The sequence below is a fragment of the Cellulosimicrobium sp. KWT-B genome, assembly GCF_002127155.1.
GTDB lineage: Bacteria > Actinomycetota > Actinomycetes > Actinomycetales > Cellulomonadaceae > Cellulosimicrobium > Cellulosimicrobium funkei.
In genome coordinates this window covers 453,862-474,477 of sequence record NZ_NEDO01000003.1, presented here as the reverse complement: position 1 = coordinate 474,477, position 20,616 = coordinate 453,862, and the positions used below count along the sequence as shown (strand labels likewise).

Sequence of the window (20,616 nt, the reverse complement as noted above, 5' to 3'; positions counted from 1 at the left end):
GGGGTCAAGATGGGCACCATGACCTCCGAGCCCACGACGCGCGCCGACGCGCCCGCGCCCACCACCGCGCCGGCCCTCCTCGACCTCGACCCCGCCAACCCGTTCGCGGCGCCGTCCGTGCTGCCGTACGAGCTGCCCGACTACGACGCGATCCGTGAGGAGCACTACCTCCCGGCGCTGCGGGCCGCGACGGCCGCGCAGCGCGCGGCGATCGAGACGATCGCGACCGACGACGCGCCGCCCACCGCCGCGAGCGTGCTCGAGGCGCTCGAGCGGTCGGGCCGCGACCTCGCGCGCGTGCTCAACGCGTTCTACAACCAGCTCTCGGCCGACGCGACGCCGGGCCTGGAGCAGATCGAGGAGGAGTTCGCGCCCGAGCTCGCGGCCCACCACGACGCGATCTACATGGACGCGCGCCTCTACGCCCGCGCCCGCGCGCTCCAGGACGCGGTGGACGCCGGCGAGCAGACCCTCGAGCCCGACGCCGCGTGGCTGCTCCGCACGCTGCTCGTCCGGTTCCGCCGCTCGGGCGTGGAGCTCGACGCCGAGCAGCAGGAGCGCCTGCGCGCGCTCAACGGCCGCCTCACCACGCTCGAGGCCGCGTTCGGCCGCAAGCTGCTCGCGGGCGCGAACGCCGCGAGCGTGCTCGTCACCGACCGTGCGGAGCTCGACGGCCTGGCCGAGGACGCCCTCGCGGGCGCGGCGGCGGCCGCCGCCGCGCGCGGGCACGAGGGCGCGTGGCTGCTGGAGATGCAGCTCCCCACCCAGCAGGGCGTCCTCGCCTCGCTCGCGCGCCGCGACGTGCGCGAGCGCGTGCAGCAGGCGTCGGAGTCGCGCGGTGCGACCGGCGACGACCACGACACGCGCGAGATCGTGCTGGAGACCGTGCGGCTGCGCGCCGAGCGCGCGCGCCTGCTCGGCTACGAGCACCACGCCGCGTACGTCGCGGAGGACGCGACCGCCAAGACGACCGAGGCCGTGAACGCGATGCTCGCGCGGCTCGCTCCCGCCGCCGTCGCGAACGCGCACCGCGAGGCGGCCGACCTCGAGACGGCGCTGCGGGCCGACGAGCCGGGCGCGACGCTGCGCGCGTCCGACTGGTCGTTCTACGCCGAGCGCGTGCGCAAGGACCGCTACGCGCTCGACGACGCGCTGCTGCGCCCGTACCTCGAGCTCGAGCGCGTCGTGCACGACGGCGTGTTCCTGGCCGCGAACCGCCTGTTCGGCATCTCCTTCGCCGAGCGCCACGACCTCGTCGGGTACCACCCGGACGTGCGCGTCTTCGAGGTGTTCGACGCCGAGACGCCGGGGGAGCCGGGCCAGGGCCTGGGGCTGTTCCTCGCCGACTGGTACACGCGCGAGTCCAAGCGCGGCGGCGCCTGGATGAACAACCTCGTCGACCAGAACCACCTGCTCGGGCAGAAGCCGGTCGTCGTCAACAACCTCAACATCGTCAAGCCGCCGGCAGGCCAGCCCACGCTGCTCGTGTGGGACGAGGTCATCACGCTCTTCCACGAGTTCGGGCACGCGCTGCACGGCCTGTTCTCCGACGTGCGCTACCCGTCGCAGTCCGGCACCGAGGTGCCGCGCGACTTCGTCGAGTACCCCTCGCAGGTCAACGAGATGTGGGCGTGGGAGCCGACGGTCCTGCGCTCCTACGCGGTGCACCACGTCACGGGCGAGCCGATGCCCGCCGAGTGGGTCGACACGATGCTCGCCTCGCGCCAGTTCAACGAGGGCTTCGGCACGACCGAGTACCTCGCCGCGGCGCTGCTCGACCAGGCCTGGCACCAGGTCGGGCCCGACGGCGTCCCCGCGTCGGAGGCGGACGTCGTGCCGTTCGAGGCCGCCGCGCTCGAGGCGGCGGGCGTCGCTTTCGCGCCCGTCCCGCCGCGCTACCGCACGACGTACTACAACCACGTGTTCGGAGGCGGGTACGCGGCCGGGTACTACTCCTACATCTGGTCCGAGGTCCTCGACGCCGACACGGTCGAGTGGTACCGCGAGAACGGCGGCCTGTCGCGCGAGAACGGCGAGCGCTTCCGCCGCGTGCTGCTCGCGCGCGGCGGCTCGCAGGACCCGCTGCAGTCGTTCCGTGAGCTCCGCGGCCGCGACGCCGACATCGCGCCGCTCCTCGCGCGCCGCGGCCTCGACGCCTGAGCCGGGACGCGGGAGAGAGCCCGGTACCGCGAGGTGGAGGCGTGGTCCTGACGCCGCCTCCACCTCGCGGACCTCGCGGCTACGTCGGCGAGGTGCCCGGGCGGACCAGGCCGGCCTCGTAGGCGACGACGACGAGACCCGCCCGGTCCCGCACGCCCAGCTTGGCGAGCACGCGGCCCACGTGCGTGCGGGCGGTCGCCGGGCTCATCGACAGCGCCGCACCGATCTCGTCGTTGGTCAGCCCCCGCCCGACGTGTGCGAGCACCTCGCGCTCGCGGTCCGTGAGACGGGCGGCGACCGCGGCGACGAGAGCGTCGTCTCGTCGCCCGGCGTCGACGGCCTGCGCGACGACCCGTGCCGTCACCGTGGGGGAGAGCAGAGCGTCGCCCGCGGCGGCCGTGCGCACGGCCGCGCGCAGCTCGTCCGGGCTCGCGTCCTTGAGCAGGAAGCCCGAGGCCCCGGCCCGCAGCGCGGCGAAGAGGTTCGCGTCGTCGTCGAACGTCGTGAGGACGACGACGCGCGGCCGGGTCGGGCGGTCGTCCGTGCCCGTCGCACCGCCCGGGAGCACCGGGTGGACCGTGGCTCCGGCGATCTGGCGCGTGGCCGCGACCCCGTCGAGCACGGGCATCTGGAGGTCCATGAGGACGACGTCGGGCCGGGTGCGGCGGACGATCGCGACGCCCTCCCGGCCGTCCGCGGCCTCACCGACGACCTCGACGTCGTCCGCGCGCTCGAGGAGCGCGCGGATGCCCGTCCGCACGAGGGGCTGGTCGTCGACCAGCACGACACGGATCACGGGGCGCCCTCGCCCGGGAGCCGAGGGCTCGACGTGGCGCCCGTCGCGTGCGCCGGAGCGCCCGGTGCCACGGGGACGCGCGCGCGCAGACGGAAACCGCCGCCGTCGGGCGAGGAGGTCTCGACCGTGCCGCCCAGCACCGCGACGCGCTCGCGCAGGCCCCGGAGCCCGAACCCGCCGCGGACCGGAGCGCCCGCCGCCCCCCGCGCGCCGTGGCCGTCGTCGCGCACCTCGGCGACGAGCACGTCGCCCGACGCGCCGGTGGAAGGCTCCAGCGCCACGCGCACGACCGCGACCCGCGCGCCCGCGTGGCGCAGCACGTTGGTGAGCCCTTCCTGGACGACGCGGTACACCGCCGCGCCCGCGGCCGTCCCGTCCACCGCCGCGTCGGGCAGGTCGACGTCGAGCGTCACGTCCAGACCCGCGGCGCGGGCCGTGTGCGCGAGGTCACCGAGCCGGTCGAGCCGCGCCTGCTCGGCGACGCCCTCGGACCCGGGCGTCGCGCGCAGCGCGCGGACCGTGGCCCGCAGGTCCGTGAGCGCGGCCGAGGTCGCGGTGCGGACCAGGCCGAGCTCCGCCCGTGCGGTGACGAGCGCGGCTCCGTGTTCGTCGTCGGGGCAGGCAGAGGCGAGATCGTCCAGCGCCTCGCCCGCGACGTGCGCGTGCAGGGACACGACGGCGAGGTGGTGCCCGACGACGTCGTGCAGGTCGCGCGCGACGGCCTCGCGGTCCCGCGCGAGGCGGTCCGCCGCCTCGAGCCGGAGCGTCTGCTCGCGCAACGCGTCGGCGTGCCGTCGCTGCTCGTCGCGCCCGCGCCGCGCGAAGGACCCGTGCCCGAGCGCGATCGCCGCGGCCATGAGCGCCACGGTGGTCGCGAGCTCGTAGCCGACCACGTACCGGACGTCGTCGCCCTCGGCGAGCCGGAAGGACGTCGAGACGACGACGAGCGCGGACGCGACCCCGACCGCCCACCCGAGGCGTCCTGCGGCGGCGGCCGAGTAGAGCGCGACGGACACCGGCAGCGCCAGGCCGATCGCGGGCAGGTCGAGCGTGTAGTAGGCGCAGATGACGAGCGCCGTCGCGACGAGGACGCCGACCGGGAAACGGCGCCGGCCGAGCACGAGCGACCCGAGCAGCAGGGCGAGCGGGTACGCGGCCCACGGGTCCGCGCCCGTGCCGCCGACGTCGGCCGCGATGGCGAACGCGACGACGTCGAACACCGCAAACCCCAGCAGCGCGTCGACGAGCCACGAGGGCGGCGCCGACCGTGACGCGCGCGGCCGGGCCGGGTCGTCGTCGGTCCGCTCCCGCGGCGGTTCGAGGGGTGCCACGTCCACCGAGTCTAGGAAGGACCCTTCGTGGCCGCGTCCGCCGAGGGGCGGGGACGTCTCGGGGTCGGCTACGTCGAGACGCGTACGACGGGGCCGCGCGACGACGCACCAGGTCGGGCGCCAGGGCGGACGCGGCGGACCTGCCGCGCTCCGTAGCGTCGGCGACATGAACACGTCTCCTGGTCCCGCACCGGACCGCCGGCGCCCGCCCGTCCCGCCCGTCCCGCCCGTCCCGTCCGTCCCGCCTCCTCGTCCGACGCTCGGTGAGACCGTGCGCTCGTTGAGCTGGCCGCTCGTCCTCGGGCTCGGTGCGCTCGCGCTCGTGCGCCCGCTCCTCATGGTCCTCGGCGTCGACGGCGCGATCGGTCGTCCCGCCGCGCCGCTCCTGGTGACGCTCGTCCTCACCGTCGTGTGGGTCGCCGCGATCGTCGTCGCCCGCCCGGCGCACCCGCTCGCGACCGGCGTCGCGGTCGGTCTGGTCTACGGGATGCTGGCGATCGTCCTCAGCGCCGCGCTGTCGCCCGTGCTCACGGGGGAGCTCCAGGGCCCCGTCGCCCGTCCCGTGGCGATCGTCCCCGTGCTGCTGACCAACGCGCTCTGGGGCGCGTTCGCCGGTGCCGTGGCGCTCGGCGTCCTCGCGGTCCGGCGGCGCTGAGAGGCCGGGCCACGCGCTCCCGGTCCCTCGGACCCGTCGCCGACCGTCGCCCCCCACCCCACCCCACCGCACCGCACCGCACCGCACCACCCCGCCGACCGCCCCCCGGGAGAGACCGATGACGGCCACGAACACCCACCCGCGTCCCGCCGTCCCACCGGTGCCCGCCGGTCCGCCGGGCGGTCTCCCTCGTCGGCGCCGTGGTCCGCTCGCCCGTGCCCTGCTGGTGCTCGGGTTCCTCGCGGTCCTGCTCGTCGGGGCGGTCGTCGCCGTCCTCGGCGTCGCGTGGGCGCGCGCGGCGACCAGCACGGCCGGCGCCGTGGAGTTCACGCGTCCCCTCGCCGTCCCGCCGCTCGCGGAGTCGCGCATGGAGGACGGCGTGCGCGTCTTCGCGCTGGAGGCGCGAGCGGGCGTCGCGGACCTCGGCGCGTCCGCGCCCACGCCGACGATCGGCCTGAACGGCGACCACCTCGGGCCGACGCTGCGAGCCGTGCGCGGGGAGCGGGTGCGCGTCGACGTGACGAACGGGCTCGACGAGACGACGACGCTGCACTGGCACGGGATGCACCTGCCGCCCGTGATGGACGGCGGCCCGCACCAGATGGTCGAGCCCGGCGAGACGTGGTCGCCCACGTGGACGGTCGACCAGCCCGCCGCGACGCTCTGGTACCACCCGCACCTGCACGGCCGGACGGCGGACCAGGTGTACCGCGGCCTCGCCGGGATGTTCCTCCTCGACGAACCTGCCGGAGCCGAGGGCCCGGCCGCCGACCTGCCCCACGAGTACGGCGTCGACGACGTCCCGGTGATCCTTCAGGACAAGCGCTTTGGTGCCGACGGCCGGCTCGACGACGCGGTGTCGTTCCTGTCGCCCGTCGGCACGCTCGGCGACACGATCCTCGTCAACGGCACCCCGGGCCCCTACCTCGACGTCACGACCGAGCGCGTCCGGCTCCGCCTGCTCAACGGCTCCGACTCGCGCGTCTACGACGTCGGCCTCGCCGACGGCGGGACGGTCCAGCTCGTCGGCACCGACGGCGGCCTGCTCCCGGCACCGCGGACCGTCGAGCGGGTGCGGCTCTCTCCGGGCGACCGCGCCGAGGTCGTCGTGACGATGACGCCCGGGCAGCGCGCCGTCCTGCGCAGCTTCCCGCCCGAGCTCGACGTGAACCCGCTGTTCGAGCGGTTCTCGGGCGGCGACGACACCTTCGACCTGCTGGAGCTACGCGCCGCCGTCGCACTCGCGCCGAGCCCGGCCGTCCCCGAGGCGCTCGGGGCCACCGACCCCGCAGACGAGCTCCACGAGCCCGACGCCGTCCGCACGCGCCGCTTCCAGCTCGCCGGGACCGCGATCAACGGGCGGTCGATGGACATGTCCCGCATCGACGAGGTCGTCACCGTCGGCGAGACCGAGATCTGGGAGGTCACCGGTCTCGACGACACCCCTCACAACTTCCACGTGCACGACGTCCGGTTCCGCGTCCTCGACGTCGCCGGCGAACCGCCGGGGCCGGACCTCGCCGGCTGGCAGGACACGGTCTACGTCCAGCCGGGCCGCGTGACGCGCCTCCTCGTGCGGTTCGACGCCGCCGAGGGCACGACCGACCCGACGACCCCCTTCATGTTCCACTGCCACCTGCTCACGCACGAGGACCGCGGCATGATGGGCCAGCTCGTCGTCGTCGCCCCGGGCGAGCAGGCGCCCTCGCGCATCGCCGCCCCCGGCGGTGGCGTCCACCCCGAGCACGACCGCGACGCGCTCCCCGGCGACGGCACGGGACCCCGCCGCCTCGACCCCGACCCGCACGGCGGTCACTGACCCACCTGGGTCGCGCAGGGGTCGCCGTCCGCCCCGGGGCGCGAGCCGTGACCGTGTGGCCGGCGGGCGACGGCGCGTCCGGGATGCGGGACGTCGGGCGGGGCGGTCCGCGCGCCCGACGGCGGCGGGTAGCGTGTCGCTCATGACCGCCCCGCACCCGGACTCCCTGGCCAGCGCCCCCGCGGCGACCGACGCGACCCCCGGCGCGGTGCCCCGCGCCGAGGACGAGGTCGTGCGGATCTGCCGCGAGCTGCTGCGCATCGACACGTCGAACTTCGGCGACGGGTCGGGCCCGGGGGAGCGGGCCGCCGCCGAGTACGTCATGGGGCTGCTGCACGAGGTCGGGCTCGAGCCGGAGCTGTTCGAGTCGGAGCCCGGCCGGGCGAGCGTCGTCGTGCGGCTCGAGGGTGCGGACCCGACGCGACCGGCGCTCGTGCTCCACGGGCACCTCGACGTCGTCCCCGCGCAGGCGGAGGACTGGTCGGTGGACCCGTTCGCGGGCGAGGAGATCGACGGCCTGCTGTGGGGGCGCGGCGCCGTCGACATGAAGGACATGGACGCGATGGTCCTCGCGGTCGTGCGCCAGATGGTGCGCGAGGGTCGCAAGCCCGCGCGCGACGTCGTCGTCGCGTTCTTCGCGGACGAGGAGGCGGGCGGCGCCTACGGGGCGCGCTACGCCGTCGACCACCGGCCCGAGCTGTTCGAGGGCGCGACCGAGGCGATCAGCGAGGTCGGCGGGTTCTCGGTCGAGGTCGGGGGGCGGCGGGCCTACCTGCTCCAGACGGCGGAGAAGGGCATCGCCTGGCTGCGCCTCGTCGCGGAGGGCCGCGCCGGGCACGGGTCGCAGGTGAACGACGACAACGCGGTGACGCGGCTCGCCGAGGCGGTGGCGCGCATCGGGACGCACCACTGGCCGAACACGCTCACGCCGACGGTCGACAAGCTGCTGCGCGGCGTCGCGGACCTCACGGGCCTGCGCTACGACCCCGAGGACTCCCGGTCGATCGAGGCCCTCGTGGCCGCGCTGGGCCCGGCGTCGCGGTTCGTCGGGGCCACGGTGCGGCACACGTCGAACCCGACGCAGCTCTCCGCGGGCTACAAGGCGAACGTCATCCCCGGCCGCGCCGAGGCGGCGATCGACGCGCGCCTCCTGCCGGGCCACGAGGAGGACGGGTTCGCGACCCTCCGTGCGCTCGCGGGCGAGCACGTGCGGGTCGAGGAGATCCACCGGGACATCGCGCTCGAGGTGCCGTTCGAGGGCAACCTGGTGGACGCCATGGTGGACTCGCTGCTCGCGGAGGACCCCGAGGCGACGGTGCTGCCGTACACGCTGTCGGGCGGCACGGACAACAAGTCGCTCGCCCGGCTCGGGATCACGGGCTACGGCTTCGCGCCGCTGCGCCTGCCCGCCGACCTCGACTTCTCCGGCATGTTCCACGGCGTCGACGAGCGCGTGCCCGTCGACTCGCTGCGGTTCGGCGTGCGCGTCCTGGACCGGCTCCTGCGCACCTGCTGACCGGAGGGCGTCGCGCGGTCAGGTCTCGCCGAGCAGCGCCCGGACGGAGGAGCGCAGCTGCGCGCGGTACCCGCCGCCGAACAGCACCGCGTGCACCGCGACCGGGTACACCTGGTGCAGCGCGACGCGGTGGCGCCACCCGCGCGCGAGCGGGTGCGCGGCGTCGTACGCGGCGAGGATCTCGTCGAGGAACGGCGCGCCGAACAGCGCGAGCATCGCGAGGTCGGCCTCGCGGTGCCCGCCGTGCGCGGCCGGGTCGATGAGCACCGCCTCGACCGCGCCCGCCGAGCCGCCCGTGCGGTCGTCCGGCCCGCCGCCCCGGCCTGGCGCCCACAGCACGTTGCCCGACCAGAGGTCGCCGTGCACGCGCGCCGGCGCGTCGTCGAGCGCCGGGCGGGCGAGGTCGGGCAGGCGCGCGGCGAGGCGGTCGAGGAGCCGCGCGTCCTCGGCGTCGAGCGCACCCCGGTCGCGGCCCTGCCGCGCGACCGGCAGGAGGCGCGCCTCGGCGTAGAAGGTCGGCCAGTCCGGCCACGCACCCGTGGGCAGCGGCAGCGGGTCGTCGAGCGGGCCGAAGAACGCCTCGCCCGACCACCCGGGCGGGGCCGCGCCCCAGGCCGGCGCCCCGGCGTCGTGCACGACGGCGAGCGCCCGCCCGAACGCCCGGGCCGCCTCGCGGGTCGGCGCGGTCGTCGGCACGCGCTCCAGGTCGAGGTGGTCGGGGCCGACGTCGAGCACGCGGGCGACGCGCGGCCCGCCCGGGACGGCGAGCCACGCCAGCCCGGCGGCCTCGCAGCGGAAGAACTCCGCCGGGGCCGCGGCGCGCGACTTCGTGAAGACGGCCGGCGCCGCCTCGTGCTCGCCGCTCACCGGGCCGCTCTCACCGGGCTGCTCTCATGAGGCCGCGCTCACCGGATCGTGCTCACAGCGTCGAGCTGACCCGGATGATCTTGCGCCGCAGCCAGACCCGGCGCTCGCCCCCGACGTACAGCCGGGTGCGGGCCAGCTCCCAGCGCCCGTACTCCGCCTCGTCGGTGAGGAGCCTGCTCGCGTCCGACCGGCTCGTGGAGCGGTCGATCGTCAGGACGCGGTACTCGTACTGCCCGCCGTGCGCGGCCCATCCGGACCTCCGGCGTGACGTCGGCCTCTCCTCCACGTGCCACCGTCCTCTCTCGCCTGTCTCGGTCGCGGGCCGGGTGGTGGGACCGACCCGGCCAACGAGTGCCATTGTGCCCCTCTCGGCGCTACGGTCAGGGTATGACCGCTGACCCGCGTGCCGCGCTCGACCGGTTCATCGCCGCGCTCGAAGCCCACTACAACGCCGTCGCCGCACGTCGCGGGGAGGACGACCCCGCGGTCGACGACGCCTACTACGTCCTCGGGGACGCCTTCGAGGTGTACGACGAGGCGCTGGGACAGGTGCACGGGGAGGCGACGCCGTTCTACCTCGCGGAGGAGGACGACGACGAGGACGACGAGGACGACGACGCGGAGGAGGACGACGACCTCGACGACACGCTCGACGACGACGTCCTCTCCGGCGAGCTCGAGACCGACGGCGCGCGCTGAGCCGCCCGAGGTCGCCGAGGGAGGGGCGGGGTCACCACCGCTCGGGGTAGCCGACGTCGAGCGCGCTCACGTCGTCGAGCGCCGCGCGCACGGCGTCGGGCAGCACGAGGTCGGTCGCGGCGAGCGACGTGCGCAGCTGCGCAGGGGTGCGCGCACCGACGACCGCGCTCGCGACGGCGGGGCGCCCCAGGAGCCAGGAAAGCGCGACGTCGAGCGGCGCGCGGCCCAGGCCCTCCGCGGCGGTCACGACGGCCTCGACGATCCCCGACGACGCCTGGTCGAGGTACGGCTCGACGAACCCGGCGAGGTGCGGCGACGCGCCCCGCGAGTCGGCGGGCAGCGAGCGCCGGTACTTGCCCGTGAGGACGCCGCGCCCAAGCGGGGACCACGCGAGCAGGCCCAGGCCCAGCGACTCGGCGGCCGGGACGACCTCGCGCTCGGCGCCGCGCTGGAGCAGCGAGTACTCGAGCTGGACGGCGGCGAGGCCGACGTCGTCGGTCCCGCCGAGCAGGGTCGCGGCCCGCGCCGTCGCCCACCCCGGGTGGTTGGACAGCCCGACGTAGCGCGCGCGCCCGGACGTCACCGCGTGGCGCAGCGCCGACAGCGTCTCGGTGAACGGCGTGCGCGGGTCGGGCGCGTGCACGAGGAACAGGTCGACGTGGTCGGTGCCCAGGCGCGCGAGCGAGTCGTCGAGCGAGTCGAGGAGCGCACCGCGGGACGCGTCGACAACGGGGCCCGACGGCGTGTGGCGCACCCCCGCCTTGGTGCACAGCAGGACGTCGCGCCGGTCGACCTTCGCCCCGAGGAGCGACCCCAGGAGCGACTCGGCGTCGCCGTCGGCGTAGGAGGCGGCCGTGTCCACGAGGGTGCCGCCGGCGTCCACGAAGTCCCGCAGCTGCTCGGCCGCGTCGAGCTCGTCCGTGTCCCGGGCCCACGTCATGGTGCCGAGCCCGAGCTCGGACACGCGCAGGCCGGTGCTGCCGAGGTGGCGGTTCTCCATGGTTGCCGAGGGTACCGGCGGGGGCCCGCGGGCGACCGTCGGGGCGCGCGGTCGGGGGTCGGGTCCGCCCAGGTTCACCCGCTCGTCCTCGGGCCTGCACGTGCGCGGCTGCGGCGCCCCGAGCGGGTATCGTGACCGCTCGTGAACGCGTGGGAAGCCGTCCTCCTCGGCCTCGTCCAGGGCCTGACCGAGTTCCTCCCGATCTCGTCGAGCGCCCACCTGCGCATCGTCGGCGAGCTGATCGGGTCGCAGGACCCGGGTGCCGCCTTCACGGCGATCACGCAGATCGGGACCGAGACGGCGGTGCTGCTGTACTTCCGGCGGGACATCGCGCGCATCTGCGCCGCGTGGTGGCGCTCCGTGCGCGGCGACCACGGCACGGACTGGCGGGCGCGGCTCGGCCGGCACGACCACGACGCCGCGATGGCCTGGTACATCGCGCTCGGCTCGGTGCCCATCGTGCTGCTCGGCCTGCTGTTCCAGGACGCGATCGAGAACACGTTCCGCAACCTCTACCTGACGGCGCTCATGCTCGCGGTGTTCGCGCTCCTGCTCGGCTGGGCCGACCGGGTCGGCGCCAAGCGCCGCACGCTGCGCGAGCTCTCGGCCGGGCAGGCGGTCGCGTTCGGGTTCGCGCAGGCGCTCGCGCTCGTCCCCGGCGTCTCGCGCTCGGGCGGCACGATCACCGCCGGCCTGCTCATGGGCTTCACGCGCGAGGCGGCGGCGCGCTACTCGTTCCTCCTCGCGATCCCGGCCGTCATGGGCTCGGGCTTCTACCAGCTCTTCAAGTCTGCGGACGAGCCGGCCCCCGGGGCCCCCGGCGCCGGGGCGACCCTCATCGCGACGCTCGTCGCGTTCGTCGTCGGGTACTTCGTCATCATCGCGTTCCTCAAGATCGTCTCGACCTTCAGCTACACGCCGTTCGTGGTCTACCGCCTCGTGCTCGCGGCGCTCGTCGTGCTGCTCCTGCTCGTGGGCGTGCTGGAGCCGGGCGGGACGGCCGTCTCGACGCCGTGAGCCTCTCGCGCCGCGGTCAGAGCCAGCCGACGCGCTTGAAGACGCGGTAGAGCACGACGCAGCCGCCCGCCATGAGGGCGAGCGCGAAGGGGTAGCCGAACGCCCAGTGCAGCTCCGGCATGTTGCGGAAGTTCATGCCGTACACGCCCGCGACGATCGTCGGGTACACGAGGATCGCCGCCCACGCCGAGATCTTGCGCATGTCCTCGTTCTGCCGCACCGAGACCTGGGTCATGTGGACCTGGAGCATGTCCGAGAGCAGGTCGTCGTGCGCGTCGAGGTGCCGGTCGATCCGTTCGACCGTCGTCACGACGCGCTCGAGCATGCGCCGGTTCACCCCGAGGTGGTCAGGGACGTCCGGGTCGAGCAGCTCGGGCAGCTCCGCCGTGACGGGCATGAGGGCGCGCCGCGCCTCGGTGATCTCGCGCTTGAGGTCGTAGATGCGCTCGACCGGGTCCTCGCGCTGCTGGTCGAACACCACGCGCTCGGTGTCGGCGACGGCGTCGCCCAGGCCCAGCTCGACCTGCGAGGCGCCGCCGACGATGGCGAGGACCGCCGCGGAGACGATCCGCTGGACCGGCGAGCCGTGGGGGTCGCCGGGCGCGGCGACCTTGTCGAGCATGATCGCGTGCACGTCCGCGTCGCCCTCCTCGGCGGTGAGGACGAGGCCCGGCCCCAGCAGCGCGGCGAACTGGCCCGTGTGCACCTGGCGGTCCGACTCGGTGAACCATGCCGTCGGCGTCACCAGGAGGAGCCAGTCCGCCGCGACGCGGCGCACGTGCGCCAGGGGGTGGCGGTTGTGCCGCGCGACGTCCTGCCGGGTCGGGCCCACCCCGGTCGTGACCTGGGCCGCCGCGTCGAGCACCGCGTCGAGGTCCTCCAGACGCGCCCAGGTCACCGTGGCGCGGGCGGCGTGCCGGTCGCCGGGCGTGTCCAAGGTGTCGGGATCGGCCGGGTGCACTCCGTCGGCGCCGGGCTCGACCGTCCACGCCGCGACGGCGCGCACGGTCGGTCGTCGGGGCGCAGGGGCGGGTGCGCCGTCGGGCGGGGTCCCCGTCCGCGGCTCGGTGGGGTTCGTCACGTCCGCATTGTCCCGCGCCCCGCACGGACCTGCCCGGTCGCCGTCGGGCGCGGCTCCGCGCGTCGCTCGCGTGCCGGACGGCGGTCCGACGGCGGCGCCCCGGCGGCTAAGGTTGACGCGTGCACAGCTGGCCCGCCCCGCAGATCCCCGAGCTCCCCGGACGAGGCCTCCCGGTCCGGGTGCACGACTCGTCGACCCGTGAGCTCGTCGTCGCCGCCGCGGGCGAGGACGCCACCCTGTACGTGTGCGGCATCACGCCCTACGACGCGACGCACATCGGCCACGCGGCCACCTACGTCGCGTTCGACCTGCTCGTGCGCGCGTGGACGGACGCCGGGCACCGCGTGCGCTACGCGTCGAACGTCACCGACGTCGACGACCCGCTGCTGGAGCGTGCCGCCGCGACCGGCGTCGACTGGCGCGCGCTCGCCGTCGAGCAGACCGCGCTGTTCGCCGAGGACATGACGGCGCTCGGCGTCGTCCCGCCCGACGTCTACGAGGGCGCGGTGGAGACGATCCCCGCCGTCGTGGACGCGGTGACCCAGCTCCTCGACGCGGGCCTCGCGTACCGCGTCCCGGTCGAGCCCGGCGCCGGCGGCACGGACCCCGGGCTGGGCGACGTCTACGCCGACCTCTCTGCCGACCGCGCGTTCGGCTCGGTCTCACGCCTCGCGCGCGACGTCATGGAGCACCTCTTCGCCGAGCGCGGCGGCGACCCCGACCGCGAGGGCAAGAAGGACGCGCTCGACCCGCTGCTGTGGCGCCGCGAGCGCCCGGGCGAGCCTGCGTGGGACGGCGGCGCGCTCGGCACCGGCCGCCCCGGCTGGCACGTGGAGTGCGCCGTCATCTCGCGCGACGGGCTCGGCCTGCCGTTCGACGTGCAGGGCGGGGGAGCGGACCTGCTGTTCCCGCACCACGAGATGTCGTCGTCGCACGACCGCATGCTCGCAGGCGGCGGTGCGCCCCGCGCGCACGTGCACGCCGGACTCGTCGCGTACGAGGGCGAGAAGATGAGCAAGTCGCGCGGCAACCTCGTGCTCGTGTCGAACCTGCGGGCCACGGGCGTCGACCCGATGGCGATCCGCCTCGCGCTGCTCGCGCACCACTACCGCGGCGAGTGGGAGTGGACCGACGACGACCTGCCCGCGGGCGTGCGACGTCTCGAGACGTGGCGCGACGCCGTGTCCGGCAACGGTGGCCCGGACGCGACCGCGACGCTCGCGGCCGTGCGCGCCGCGCTCGCCGACGACCTCGACGCCCCGACGGCGCTCGCCGCCGTGGACGCCTGGGCCGCGGAGTCGCTGCGGCCCGGTCGTGACACGTCGCGCGACGAGGAGGGCGCCCCGGGCGTCGTCGCGCGCGCGGTGAACGCCCTGCTGGGCGTCCGGCTCTGACGAGCCGCCCCGCGCTGGCACCGCCGCCCGCCAGGCGGGCCGTGCGTCAGACGGTCGGGCCCTTGCCCGGGTTGCCGCGGTCGCGGCGGCGCAGGTAGCGCTCGAACTCGCGCGCGATGGCCTCCCCGCTCGCCTCGGGGAGCTCGGCCGTGTCCTTCGCCTCCTCGAGCTGCTGGACGTACTCCGCGATCTCCGCGTCCTCCGCGGCGAGCTCGTCCACGCCGTGCTGCCACGCCTCGGCGTCCTCCGGCAGGTCGCCCAGCGGGATCGGCTCGGACAGCAGCTCCTCGATGCGCGCGAGGATCGCGAGCGTCGCCTTGGGCGACGGCGGGTGCGCCACGTAGTGCGGCACGGCCGCCCAGAGCGACACCGACTGCATCCCGCGCTCCGCCGCGGCGTGCTGGAGGACGCCGACGATGCCCGTCGGCCCCTCGTACGTGCTCGGCTCGACGTCGAGCACGGCCTGCAGGCCCACGCTCTCCGACGTCGCCGTCATGGGGATGGGCCGCGTGTGCGGCACGTCCGCGAGCAGCGCGCCGAGCGTCACGACCGTGCGCACGCCGTGCTCCTCCGCGACGTCGAGGAGCTCGCGGCAGTACCGGCGCCAGCGCATGGACGGCTCGATGCCGTGCACGAGCACCACGCGGCGACCCGTCGGCGACAGGACCGCCGACGCGATCGTCGTCGTGGGCCACGTGATCTCGCGGCGGCCGTCGTCGTCGGTCGTGACGACCGGGCGGTTCACCTGGAAGTCGTGGTACTCCTCCGGGTCCAGCTCGTCGACGTCCTCGGCGCCCCACACCTCGTGCAGGTGCTGGAGGGCGGCCGTGGCGGCGCTCCCGGCGTCGTTCCAGCCCTCGAACGCCGCGATCATCACGGTCTGGCGGGTGCCCTCGGTCGCGTTCTCGGTCATCACCCCAGCCTATGCGGCCGGGCCCGGCGGCGTCGGGGCGGGTTCGCGCCCGGCGTAGCCGCCTCAGCCGCAGTCGAGCGCCGGGTAGGCGATGTCGTCCGACGACGACCGCCCGTCTCCCGTGGCCGTCACCCGCGCGCTGCCCGCGTCGAGCGTGTCCGAGCGCGCCGAGAACGACTGGTACGCGGACGCGCCGGGCGCGACGCCCACCACGGTGCGCTCGCCGAACGGCGTGCTCAGCGTGACGTCCGTGGGCACCGCGCCGTCGTTCGTCGCGCGGACCGCGACGTACGCCCGCCCGGCCAGGCACCGCGGGACGGCGGTCGCGGAGACGTCGGGGCCGTCGAGGGCGGCGGACAGCGCGAGGACGCCGAGCACGGCCGTGGTCGAGCGCACGACGCTCGCCGACGCGCCGGCGTCCTCGATCGCCGTGGAGCCGAGAGCGAGCGCCTCCTGGACCAGGGTCTGCGCCGCGTCCCAGTCACGCCGGTCCGCGGCCTCGAGCGCGCGCCGCATCGGGACCTGGACCTGCGCCCCGGCCTCCGGCTCGACCGTGCCCGCGGCGACGCGCTCGTCGACGAGGTCGACGACGTCGGTGTACCAGGAGGGGTCGGCCGCGACGTCGGCACCCACGAAGCCCGCCTCCACCGCGGCACGGGTCGACGCGACGACGGCGTCGCGGTAGTCCTCGGCGTCCGGGTACCAGGCCGCGAGCGTGGCGTCGTCCACCGGGCGCGAGCCGCCGTCGAGGAAGCAGAACCCGGGCCCGGCGTTGGCGCCGGAGTTGATCCGCGTCGGGACGTCCTGCTGCGCGAGCCGGACGCCGCCCAGGCCCAAGCCGCGCTCGTCGCGCACCACCTGGCGCGGCGCCTGGTCGGACAGCGTGATGGGGGCCGCCGACGGCGGGGTGGTCCCGTCCGCGACCCACGCGGCCACGTGGTCGTACACCGACGCCTGGACCAGGTGCTGGGGCACGCGGGAGCCGGACGGCTCCTCGCACGTCTGCGGCGTCCCGGGGTAGCCGCCGGGCGCGGAGCCGACGTCGCGGATCCGCAGCCGCCCGTAGTCGGTGATGAGCTTCCAGTCGCCGTGCGACGCGCCCGCGACCTCCCACGTGCGCCGCAGGTCGGTGTCGGGCTGGCGCTGCGCCGCCCCGAGGAGGTCGATCGCGACGTCGGTCTCGCTGTTGATCTTGAACACCGGGGTCTCGAGGCCGTCGCGCAGCAGCCCGCCCCCGCCGTGTAGCACGACGGCGTCGACGACCCCCGCGAGCGGGTCGACCGAGTTCACGTACGACCACAGCCGCCCCGCCGACTGCGAGTGCCCGGTCGCGACGACGCGCTCCGCCTCGAGCGGACCGAGCGGCGCCGTGCCCGCGGGGTCGCGCACCGCGGCCACGGCCTGGCTGAAGACGTCCCACGAGAGGGTGTCGTCGGTCACGGTGCCGCCGTCGGTGAGGTCGAGCGTGCCGTAGCGCTCGGGGCTCCAGGCCCGCAGGCCGGTGGGCGAGTGCACGCCCGCCCGCTGCGCCGACACCCCGACCCACGCGTAGCCCTCGCGCACCAGGTGCTCGTGCGTCTGGAACCAGTCGACCTCCTGGTCCCACTGGTTCGAGACGTTGTACCACTCGGCGATCACCGTGCCGTTGAACGTCGCGGGGTCGATGGGCCGGCGCACCACGACGCGCGTGCGGAACGCGTGCCCGGTGCTGAGGACCGTCGCGTCCGTCACGCCGTCCGCCTGGTAGCGGGTCGCCTCGCCCTCGACGAAGAACTCCTCCTCGACGTAGCCGCGCGCGGCCAGGTCGTAGTCGGTCGCGAGGAAGGGGTACCCGTGGGCAGGGTCGCCGGGCGCCGTCGTCGTGGGCACCGGGCCGGTCACCACGGGGTCGGGGACGGCGGCGTTCGCGGGGAGCGCGGTCCCGGCGAGCACGAGCACCCCGGCGAGGGCGAGCGCGAGCGGGCGGCGGACGGGGGGTGCGGACATGGCGACTCCTTCGTCGGGCCCGACGGCCGTGGCGGGTGCTCAGCAGCCTAGGGAAGCCGCACGCTTCTGTCGACCGGCGCGCGGGTTCGGGAGCGGCGTCGCCAGAAGCCGTCGCGCGCCACCGCACGCCGAGAACGGCTGCGCGCGCCCGCAGCGGAGCCGCCCGGTTAGGGTCGAGGGTGCAGGGGTTCGTCGCATGACCGTTGATGGAGACCGCTTTGCCTTCTCGTCCTGACAGCACGTCCGCAGGTCAGCGCTCTGCCGGGCGTCCCGAGGTCCCCGCGTTGCCCGAGGCCGTCCTGTGGGACATGAAATCAACGGACGCTTGCTGAGAGCCGTAACTGGCGGAATGACGCGCTTTTCGACGCATTGAACTCGGCGACTAGGCCCCGAAAACGGGCCGAAAGGCGGGGAGGTGATTCATCGCGTGATGCATGGCGCTCGCCGGCTGAATGCGCCGAGACGTCCCCAGATGGGCCTGGAGGTCCCGCTTCGTGCCGAGGCGTCGACGAGGACCTGGCCGTTCCCTGGAGTACCGACGCGCCCCCGCGGCAGCGCAGAGACCCCCTGATCGCTCTAGTCCAGGGGGTCTCTGCGACGCGGTCTTGATGGCTAGGGTTGGAACAACGGTCTGGCTTACCGGTGCGGGGAGTCGCGGGTCAACAGCACCCCTGACGGATCGGAAAGTGCCCGCCTAGGTCACACGGCCTCGCCGAGGTAGTCCGGCCACTTCGTTGCACCTTGCCGCGTGGCGATCATCAGGTGCGCGTAGGTGGTGTAGGTGACATCTGGGCTGGAGTGCCCGAGGCGTTCCTGGACGACTCTGGGGTCGGCGCCCAGGGCGAAGAGCAGTGCGGCGTGGGTGTGCCGCAGGTCCTTGACCGTGAGCCCCGGGAGTTCAGCGCCGGGGTTCGCGGCGCTGTAGAGCTCCTGGTCGCGGCGAAAGGCGGACAGTAGCGCGGACTGGCTGGCTGAGCGCCCGTTGCCCGGCGGGAAGACGAGGTCGCGGTGTTCCGTCCCGAGGGCCGCTGGGAAGTCGAGGCGCTGCCCTTTGATGGCGGCGAAGTGCTCGCGCGTGGTGGCGTCGAGGAGGATGGTGCGGACGTGGTCGTGCTTGGGCGGCTTGAACCCGGGGCGCTGCCCGTGTGGGGCGGCCTTGCTGTAGTGCAGTGCCTGCCTGATCGTGAGGGTGCCTGCGTCGAGGTCGACGTCGTGCCACTCCATGCCGAGGAGTTCGCCCGAGCGCAGTCCGGTGCGCGCCAAGATCGACCAGGCGAGAGCCCAGGGTCGGCTGGTGTCGAGCGCCCAGGTGCAGAACGAGCGGACTTGCTCCGCGTTCCATACTGCGTTGGGCTGGATGTCGCCGCTCGGAGGGGCGCTCGGCCGGTTCTTGCGTCGGTCTGAGGAGGGTCGTGGCGGGGGTGTGGTGATGTTCATGCCCGGTAGATGTGCGGGGCGTCCAGGGAGCCTGACCCGCTTCTCCGGACAGGGTTGGTTGATCATGCCGCTCGGGGAGGCGGCGGTGTGAAGGGCTTCGAATTCAGTGGGCTGCGGTAGCCGAGCCCGGAGTGGCGGCGTACTGCGTTGTAGAAGCCCTCGATCCACTCGAAGATCGCCGAGGCCAGTTCCGGTCGGGTTTCCCACTGGCGGCGGTCCAGGAGCTCTCGCTGCATGGTCGACCGAAACGACTCGATCATCGAGTTGTCGCGGGTCCCGCCCATACGCCATCTCGCATGGTACGACCACCATCGCTAGGTCGTCGGCGCGCCTCCACCGTAGCCTTCCCTAGACCCTTCGCTTGCACACCAGCCGGGGAGCCTCGCCACCTGGATGTGCGGCGCGCACAGGGCGCGGAGGCGCCTGGGGGGTCGAAGCGCCCGAGTCGCGGACGCGGCGGGCGGCACCCTCCGCGTACGAGGTGACCGGGCGGCCCGGCCGGGGTTCTGGCCGAGTGTCGATGCCGTGCGGCGCACCGGAGTCGGGAGCCTCTACCGGGGCCGGTCTCGCTCCTTGAAGGGTTCGCGTCTGGAGCGGATCCGAGCCATGGCTCGATCCTGGTCACCGCGGTGGTGGTGCGACAGGTGGTGCCCCGATCTACCAGGGCGCGCAGGATCATGGTCATCGGCTCGCCGACCGTCACCGAGCCGATTGTCCCAGCGAGAATGGCCGGTGCTCCGTCGGCGCGGAGCGCAGCCAAAGCCCATGGCTCGTCGTCGGCTCGAAGCTGTTCGCCGAGGAACACCGTGCGTCCGGAGTGGTAGCCGTCTGGGTCAGGGACCTCCAGGTAGTCGACCTCTCGATCCACGGGCATCACGCGGGTGACGGTCGGTGGAGTGGCCGTCGTGTCGATCAGGTGCTGCGCGCCGCTGGCGGTCGACACCAGCACTTGTGGGATGTCGGACCGGTCCCGCTCGAAGTCCCACCTCGCCAGGCTGGCCATCAGCGGGCTTCGCTCACGTCGGCGGAGTCGCGGTCGGCCCGGTGCAGGCTTCGGCTCCATTCGCGCAGGTCTACGAGTTCTCCTTCGAGGTCGGTCAGGTCGAGGACGACGGAGTTGAAGCGGCGATTCTCCTCCGGCAGGACCTCGTACCGGGTCGTGGTGCCGTCGTCCCAGGTGCGGGTGTGGGTGACGCGCTGGTGCCAGTGCCCGGACAGGACGAGTTGCGGGCGGGTGGTCGCCACGGCGCGGTCGAGCAGTTCGCGGCCCCGATGCGCGGAAGCGGCGATCTTGGGCGGGACCTGGAGCTGAGATTCGACCGGGACTGCCGCGGGGACCTCGTGCGTGATGAGGATGTCCAGGGGCTCGCTGCCGAGTGCCTCGATGTCGCTGTCGAGGATGCGCTCTTGCGGCCACCAGGTGCGACCGGGCTGGCGGCGCGGTCCGACGTCAACGCTCACCGCGCCGCCGAGGGAGCCGACCGTGCGCCCGCCGACGGTGAGGCGGTGGCCTCGGGGGAGTGCGCGCAGCTGCGAACCGAGGTAGATCGCGCCCGACTCGTCGCGCGGTGCGGCATCGATCCGGTCGTAGTTCTCGTGGTTGCCGGGCGTCACGAACAACCACAGGCCAAGGCGAGTCAGCCAGCGATCGATGGCCTTGGTGAACGACTTGCGCTCCCCTGGCCAGGGACCGATGCCGAAGTCCCCGACGCTGAGGATCACGGTGACGCCGGTTCGAGCCGCAGCCTGAAGCGCGGTGATAACCGCCATCGCCTCCCCGTGCACGTCACCCATCACCACGACCCGGGCAGCCGCGGCGAGCACCTCGTCGGGGGCGGCCGGTTTGCTCACAGGGCAACCTTCGCACGAGTGCCCGCGGGACTGGCTCAGGCGCCAACCGTCACACGTATGCACCCGACGAGGTGCCCGTCGATCTTGGGGCATT

At 74.7% G+C, this 20,616-nt stretch carries 18 protein-coding genes; 7 read left to right on the top strand and 11 right to left on the bottom strand.

Annotated features, from left to right (window positions below):
- Window positions 1–18: 18 nt before the first annotated feature.
- Entirely contained in the window at window positions 19–2,160 is a 2,142-nt protein-coding gene (locus B9L22_RS12060; RefSeq protein ID WP_086150690.1) for a M3 family metallopeptidase, read from the top strand.
- A gap of 79 nt (window positions 2,161–2,239) precedes the next feature.
- Here the strand turns inward: B9L22_RS12060 and B9L22_RS12055 are convergent, their stop codons facing one another.
- Window positions 2,240–2,956 carry a response regulator transcription factor gene (locus B9L22_RS12055; RefSeq protein WP_086150529.1) on the bottom strand — a complete coding sequence of 239 codons (717 nt, stop codon included), beginning with the start codon at window positions 2,954–2,956 and terminating at the stop codon, window positions 2,240–2,242.
- Entirely contained in the window at window positions 2,953–4,287 is a 1,335-nt protein-coding gene (locus B9L22_RS12050; protein WP_198947286.1) for a sensor histidine kinase, read from the bottom strand. Before B9L22_RS12050 ends, B9L22_RS12055 begins: the two co-directional genes overlap by 4 nt.
- A 166-nt stretch (window positions 4,288–4,453) precedes the next feature.
- Here B9L22_RS12050 and B9L22_RS12045 point away from each other — a divergent pair, with 166 nt between their 5' ends.
- The 3 genes from B9L22_RS12045 to B9L22_RS12035 all read left to right on the top strand — a co-directional run bounded on the left by B9L22_RS12045 (window position 4,454) and on the right by B9L22_RS12035 (window position 8,277).
- Window positions 4,454–4,942: a hypothetical protein gene (locus tag B9L22_RS12045; protein ID WP_198947285.1), complete on the top strand. Its 489-nt coding sequence runs from the start codon at window positions 4,454–4,456 to the stop codon at window positions 4,940–4,942.
- 118 nt (window positions 4,943–5,060) lie between these two features.
- A complete protein-coding gene (locus B9L22_RS12040) occupies window positions 5,061–6,761 on the top strand; it encodes a multicopper oxidase family protein (RefSeq protein ID WP_086150527.1) in 1,701 nt (566 codons plus the stop codon).
- 142 nt (window positions 6,762–6,903) lie between these two features.
- Window positions 6,904–8,277, top strand: a complete 1,374-nt coding sequence (locus tag B9L22_RS12035; RefSeq protein WP_086150688.1) for a M20/M25/M40 family metallo-hydrolase — start codon at window positions 6,904–6,906, stop codon at window positions 8,275–8,277.
- Window positions 8,278–8,295: 18 nt separating this feature from the next.
- On the opposite strand, the gene B9L22_RS12030 is transcribed toward B9L22_RS12035, so the two are convergent.
- Window positions 8,296–9,144: a fructosamine kinase family protein gene (locus tag B9L22_RS12030; protein ID WP_086150526.1), complete on the bottom strand. Its 849-nt coding sequence runs from the start codon at window positions 9,142–9,144 to the stop codon at window positions 8,296–8,298.
- A gap of 52 nt (window positions 9,145–9,196) precedes the next feature.
- A complete protein-coding gene (locus tag B9L22_RS12025; RefSeq protein WP_009861400.1) occupies window positions 9,197–9,430 on the bottom strand; it encodes a DUF5703 family protein in 234 nt (77 codons plus the stop codon).
- Between the two features lie 101 nt (window positions 9,431–9,531).
- Here B9L22_RS12025 and B9L22_RS12020 point away from each other — a divergent pair, with 101 nt between their 5' ends.
- Window positions 9,532–9,843, top strand: a complete 312-nt coding sequence (locus tag B9L22_RS12020; protein ID WP_034651396.1) for a hypothetical protein — start codon at window positions 9,532–9,534, stop codon at window positions 9,841–9,843.
- 31 nt (window positions 9,844–9,874) lie between these two features.
- Here the strand turns inward: B9L22_RS12020 and B9L22_RS12015 are convergent, their stop codons facing one another.
- A complete protein-coding gene (locus tag B9L22_RS12015; RefSeq protein WP_086150525.1) occupies window positions 9,875–10,843 on the bottom strand; it encodes an aldo/keto reductase in 969 nt (322 codons plus the stop codon).
- A gap of 141 nt (window positions 10,844–10,984) precedes the next feature.
- Between B9L22_RS12015 and B9L22_RS12010 the strand changes: the two genes are divergently transcribed.
- Window positions 10,985–11,860, top strand: coding sequence for an undecaprenyl-diphosphate phosphatase (locus B9L22_RS12010; protein WP_034651390.1), 876 nt, complete (start codon window positions 10,985–10,987; stop codon window positions 11,858–11,860).
- 16 nt (window positions 11,861–11,876) lie between these two features.
- On the opposite strand, the gene B9L22_RS12005 is transcribed toward B9L22_RS12010, so the two are convergent.
- Window positions 11,877–12,941, bottom strand: coding sequence for a CorA family divalent cation transporter (locus B9L22_RS12005; protein ID WP_086150524.1), 1,065 nt, complete (start codon window positions 12,939–12,941; stop codon window positions 11,877–11,879).
- A 119-nt stretch (window positions 12,942–13,060) separates the two neighbouring features.
- Here B9L22_RS12005 and mshC point away from each other — a divergent pair, with 119 nt between their 5' ends.
- The gene (gene mshC / locus B9L22_RS12000) at window positions 13,061–14,335 is read left to right on the top strand and encodes a cysteine--1-D-myo-inosityl 2-amino-2-deoxy-alpha-D-glucopyranoside ligase (protein ID WP_085387864.1); all 1,275 of its coding nucleotides are present in this window, start codon (window positions 13,061–13,063) and stop codon (window positions 14,333–14,335) included.
- Window positions 14,336–14,381: 46 nt separating this feature from the next.
- On the opposite strand, the gene B9L22_RS11995 is transcribed toward mshC, so the two are convergent.
- The 5 genes from B9L22_RS11995 to B9L22_RS11975 form a co-directional block, all read right to left on the bottom strand.
- Complete coding sequence (locus B9L22_RS11995; protein ID WP_021482086.1) at window positions 14,382–15,248, bottom strand: PAC2 family protein; 867 nt, start codon at window positions 15,246–15,248, stop codon at window positions 14,382–14,384.
- Window positions 15,249–15,311: 63 nt separating this feature from the next.
- Complete coding sequence (locus tag B9L22_RS20070; RefSeq protein WP_086150523.1) at window positions 15,312–17,234, bottom strand: alpha/beta hydrolase domain-containing protein; 1,923 nt, start codon at window positions 17,232–17,234, stop codon at window positions 15,312–15,314.
- 699 nt (window positions 17,235–17,933) lie between these two features.
- Window positions 17,934–18,671, bottom strand: a complete 738-nt coding sequence (locus B9L22_RS11985; RefSeq protein WP_158097203.1) for a site-specific integrase — start codon at window positions 18,669–18,671, stop codon at window positions 17,934–17,936.
- A gap of 62 nt (window positions 18,672–18,733) precedes the next feature.
- Window positions 18,734–18,955 (bottom strand): integrase core domain-containing protein, encoded by a 222-nt coding sequence (locus B9L22_RS11980; RefSeq protein ID WP_086150521.1) that lies wholly within the window; start codon window positions 18,953–18,955, stop codon window positions 18,734–18,736.
- A gap of 718 nt (window positions 18,956–19,673) precedes the next feature.
- A complete protein-coding gene (locus B9L22_RS11975) occupies window positions 19,674–20,522 on the bottom strand; it encodes a metallophosphoesterase (RefSeq protein ID WP_158097202.1) in 849 nt (282 codons plus the stop codon).
- Window positions 20,523–20,616 lie beyond the last annotated feature (94 nt).